The sequence below is a fragment of the Devosia sp. genome (assembly GCF_034675085.1).
Lineage (GTDB): Bacteria > Pseudomonadota > Alphaproteobacteria > Rhizobiales > Devosiaceae > Devosia.
On record NZ_JAUCDN010000269.1, the window covers coordinates 1 to 4,449 of the forward strand.

The window sequence follows — 4,449 nt, forward strand, 5'->3', positions numbered from 1 at the left end:
CCGTCTCGGTTTCCAATGCCACCGCCGGCCTGCACATCGCCTGCCTGGCGCTGGGCCTGGGCCCCGGCGACATCGCATGGACCAGCCCCAACAGCTTCCTGGCCTCGGCCAATTGCGTGCTCTATTGCGGCGCCTCCATCGATTTCGTCGATATCGACCCGGCCACCCGCAACATGTCGGTGCCAGCGCTGGCGGCACGGCTGGAGCAGGCCGAAGCCGCCGGCAAGCTGCCCAAAATCGTCATTCCGGTGGATTTCGCTGGCCTGCCCTGCGACCTGAAGGAAATGCGCGCCCTGGCCGATCGCTATGGCTTTGCCATCCTGGAGGACGCCTCCCACGCCACCGGCGCCAGCTATCTGGGCCGGCCTACCGGCAGCCAATGGGCCGATGCGACGGTGTTCAGCTTCCATGCGGTCAAGATCGTCACCACCGCCGAGGGCGGGATGGTGACCACGCAGGACGAGGCGCTTGCCGCACGGCTGCGCAGCCTGCGCTCGCACGGCATGACGCGCGACCCGGCGCTGCTGGAGCGGACGCCGGACGGCCCCTGGTATTACGAGCAGCACGATCTGGGGTATAATTACCGCCTCACCGACATGCAGGCAGCGCTGGGCCTGTCGCAATTGCAGCGTCTGGACGCCATGCAGGCCCGCCGCGTCGCCCTGGCCGACGCCTATGACACCCTGTTCGCCGACCTGCCGGTAAAACTGCCCCATCGCGGCCCCGACCGGCAATCGGCCTGGCATCTTTACGCCATCGAAATCGACAAAAGCCGCACCAGCGCCGACCGCCGCGCCGTTTTCGAGGCGCTGCGGCGGGCCAATATCGGGGTGAACGTGCATTATATCCCCATCCATACCCAGCCCTATTACGAGCGGCTGGGCTTCGGGCGGCAGGATTTCCCGGCGGCGGTGGCCTATTACGAGCAGGCCATTTCCCTGCCGCTCTTCCCCCGGATGACGCAGGACCAGCAGGCCCATGTCGCCCAAACGCTGCGGGCGGCGCTCGATGTCTAGCCCCGGGCTCAAACTTGCCGTCATCCCCGCCCGCGGCGGCAGCAAGCGCATCCCGGGCAAGAACATCAAGGCCTTCGCCGGCAAGCCGATGATCGCCTATGCCATCGAGGGGGCGCTGGCCAGCGGCGTCTTCGATCATGTGATCGTCTCCACCGACGACGAAGCCATCGCCGAGATCGCCCGCGCCACCGGCGCGGAAGTGCCCTTCATGCGCCCGGCCGACCTGTCGGACGATTTTACCCCCACCGTGCCGGTGATCGCCCATGCCATCACCGCCTTCGAGGCCCTGAAGGGCCCGGTCGCGCAGGCCTGCTGCATCTATGCCGGCGTGCCGCTGCTCGAGGCGGAAGACCTGCGCAACGGGCTGGACCTGCTATTGCAGGGCGGCACCGATTACGTGTTTCCGGTGGCGGCCTTTCCCGCCGCGATCCAGCGGGCGCTGCGCCGGGCCGAGGATGGCACCACACGCCCCTTCCACCCGGAATATGCCACCACCCGCACCCAGGATCTCGAACCGGGCTTCTACGATGCCGGGCAATTCTACTGGGGCCGGCGCGACGCCTGGCTCGCCGGGCTGACGCTGCACACCCATGGCAAGACCATCGTGCTGCCCGAATGGCGCGTGGTGGACATCGACACGCCAGAGGACTGGGCGCGGGCGGAGCTGATGTTCCGCGCCATCAAGGGGGCCGCATCGGAATGAAGGTGCTGTTGCGTGCCGATGCGTCGCTGACCATCGGCACCGGCCACGTCATGCGGTGCCTCACCCTGGCGCGGGTGCTTGCCGGCAGGGGCGCCAAAATCGCCTTTGCCTGCCGCGCCCATCCCGGCAATCTGATCGCTCCCATCGAGGCCGCCGGGTTCCAGGTTCATTCCCTGCCCCTTTCCGGGCGCGAGGACACCGAGGGGCCAGCCCATGCCGCCTGGCTGGGCGGCCATTGGCAGGACGAAGCCGGCTATCTCAGCGCGCTGGTCGCCGATGCCGGCATCGACTGGGTGGTCGTGGACCATTATGCACTCGATATCCGCTTCGAGGCCGCCATGACCCGGGCCGGCGCAAGCGTCATGGCCATCGACGATCTGGCCGACCGCAGGCATGACTGCCGCCTGCTGCTCGACCAGACCTTCGGCCGCGCGGCGGCCGACTATCTGCCGCTGGTCCCAGCCGATGCGCGCATCCTGTGCGGCGCAGAATTTGCACTGTTGCGGCCCGAATTCGCGGCGGCTGCGCCCGCCAGCCTCGCCCGACGCCGCACGGCGCCCCGCATCGACACCATTCTGGTGACGCTGGGCGGCGTCGATGCGGGCAATGTCACCGGCGCCATTCTCGACGGCCTGGCCGATCTGCCCCTGCCCGCCACCACCGGCATCGACGTGGTAATGGGCGCCACCGCCCCCTGGCGCGACGCGGTGACGACCCGCGCCGCCACCATGCCCAACCCCACGCGGGTGCACACCAACGTCACCGACATGGCCGGCCTCATGGCCCGGGCCGACCTGGCGATCGGCGCGGCCGGCTCGACCGCCTGGGAACGCTGCTGCCTGGGCCTGCCCAGCCTGATGGTGGTCATCGCCGACAATCAGCGCGAGATCGCCAGGGGGCTTTCCGCCGCCGGCGCGGCCATTAGCATGGGCCGGCCCGAAGAGGCCGATTTCGCCCCTCGCCTGCGCACCGCCATCTTGGGCCTGCTCGAATCGCCCCAAGGTCTGCTAGCCTTGAGCGAGGCGGCGGCGCAGATCACGGACGGCAGCGGAGCCATGCGCGTCGCCCGGGCCATGCAGGAGATATCTGCGCCATGAAGATCGCCATCCTGTGCAGTTCCCCCGCCCATCCGGTCAATGCCTGGCTGGAGCGCTGGATCGCCCGTCATGCCGGCAACCATGACATCGCCCTGCTGCGACGGGTGGAAGAGCTGGACGGGGGCGACATTCTCTTTCTGATTTCCTGCACGCAACTGGTCTCGCGCGCCCATCGCACCCGATTTGCCAATACGCTGGTGATCCATGCCAGTGACCTGCCCCGGGGCCGGGGCTGGAGTCCGCATATCTGGACCATCGTGGAAGGCGGCCGGCAGATCGTGGTGAGCCTGCTCGAAGCCGAGGACAAGGTGGATTCGGGCGCCATCTGGGCCAAGCTCACGCTCGACATTCCCCCCCATTTCCTGGCCGACGAGATCAACGCCACCCTGTTCGACGCCGAACTGCTTCTGATGGACCGGGCGCTCGAGCTTTACGGCACTCATCCCGGCACGCCGCAGGCCGGCGATGTCGAGCCGAGCTATTATCGGCAGCGGACCCCCGAGGACAGCCGCCTCGACCCCGACAAATCCATCGCCGAGCAGTTCGACCTGATCCGCGTCTGCGACCCCCAGCGCTTTCCGGCATTTTTCGAGCTGCACGGCCACCGCTACAAGCTAACCCTGGAGAAAATCTAGCATGCGCGCCATCACCATCGCCGGCCGCCGCATCGCCGAGGATGCCGCGCCCTACATCATCGCCGAGATGTCCGCCAACCATAATGGCAATATCGACACGGCGCTGGAGATCATCTCGCGGGCCAAAGCCGCCGGCGCCGACGCGGTCAAGATCCAGACCTATACCGCCGATACGCTGACGCTGAAATCGGACCTGCCCGACTTCCAGATCAAGGACGGCCTGTGGGCCGGGCGCACGCTGTACGAGCTTTACGAGTGGGCCCATACCCCCTGGGACTGGCACAAGACCATGTTCGAGCATGCGCGCAAGGAGGGCATCACCATCTTCAGCTCGCCCTTCGACACCACCGCCATCGATCTGCTCGAAGACCTGGGCGCCCCAGCCTACAAGATCGCCTCCTTCGAAGCCGTCGACCTGCCGCTGATCCGCTATGCGGCCCGGACCGGCAAGCCGATGATCATCTCCACTGGCATGGCCGATGACGAGGAAATCGCCGAGGCCATCGATGCGGCGCGCGGCGCCGGCTGCACCGAGTTGGCCATCCTGCATTGCGTATCGGGCTATCCGGCGCCGGCCGAAGACTATAATCTGCGCACCCTGGCCGACATGAAACAGCGCTTCGGCGTGGTCACCGGCCTTTCCGACCACACGCTGGACAATGTCACCGCCGCCGCCAGCGTGGCGCTGGGGGCTTCCATCATCGAAAAGCACTTCACGCTCGACCGCAATGGCGGCGGCCCCGACGACAGCTTCTCGCTCGAACCGGCGGACCTCGAAGACCTCTGCCGCTCGGCCAAAACCGCCTGGCAGGCCATGGGCCAAGTCGACTATGGCCGCAAATCCAGCGAAATCGGCAATGTAAAGTTTCGCCGCTCGCTCTATTTCGTCAAGCCGGTCAAGGCCGGCGAGGCGATACCCGCCGATGCGGTGCGCAGCGTCCGCCCCGGCTTCGGCATCGCCCCCAAGCATCTCGACGCCGTGATCGGGCGCAAGGCCA

The 4,449-nt window shown here is 67.3% G+C and carries 5 protein-coding genes; all 5 read left to right on the forward strand.

Annotated features, from left to right (window positions below; all coding sequences use genetic code 11):
* Nucleotides 1–1,016 (forward strand): UDP-4-amino-4,6-dideoxy-N-acetyl-beta-L-altrosamine transaminase (gene pseC, locus VDP82_RS14390; protein WP_323015534.1); only part of this gene is annotated, 1,016 nt, incomplete at its 5' end.
* Nucleotides 979–1,719 (forward strand): pseudaminic acid cytidylyltransferase, encoded by a 741-nt coding sequence (pseF, locus tag VDP82_RS14395; RefSeq protein WP_323015535.1) that lies wholly within the window; start codon nucleotides 979–981, stop codon nucleotides 1,717–1,719. The genes pseC and pseF, both read left to right, overlap by 38 nt.
* A complete protein-coding gene (gene pseG, locus VDP82_RS14400) occupies nucleotides 1,716–2,816 on the forward strand; it encodes a UDP-2,4-diacetamido-2,4,6-trideoxy-beta-L-altropyranose hydrolase (RefSeq protein WP_416347124.1) in 1,101 nt (366 codons plus the stop codon). The genes pseF and pseG overlap by 4 nt, the downstream gene beginning before the upstream one ends.
* Nucleotides 2,813–3,451, forward strand: coding sequence for a formyltransferase family protein (locus VDP82_RS14405; RefSeq protein WP_323015537.1), 639 nt, complete (start codon nucleotides 2,813–2,815; stop codon nucleotides 3,449–3,451). Before pseG ends, VDP82_RS14405 begins: the two co-directional genes overlap by 4 nt.
* Nucleotide 3,452: 1 nt before the next feature.
* Nucleotides 3,453–4,449 (forward strand): pseudaminic acid synthase (pseI, locus tag VDP82_RS14410; RefSeq protein WP_323015538.1); only part of this gene is annotated, 997 nt, incomplete at its 3' end.

Coding starts and splice junctions, on each gene's coding strand:
- pseG (WP_416347124.1), top strand. CDS start 1,716: ATGAAGGTGCTGTTGCGTGCCGATGCGTCGCTGACCATCGGCACCGGC.
- VDP82_RS14405 (WP_323015537.1), top strand. CDS start 2,813: ATGAAGATCGCCATCCTGTGCAGTTCCCCCGCCCATCCGGTCAATGCC.
- pseF (WP_323015535.1), top strand. CDS start 979: ATGTCGCCCAAACGCTGCGGGCGGCGCTCGATGTCTAGCCCCGGGCTC.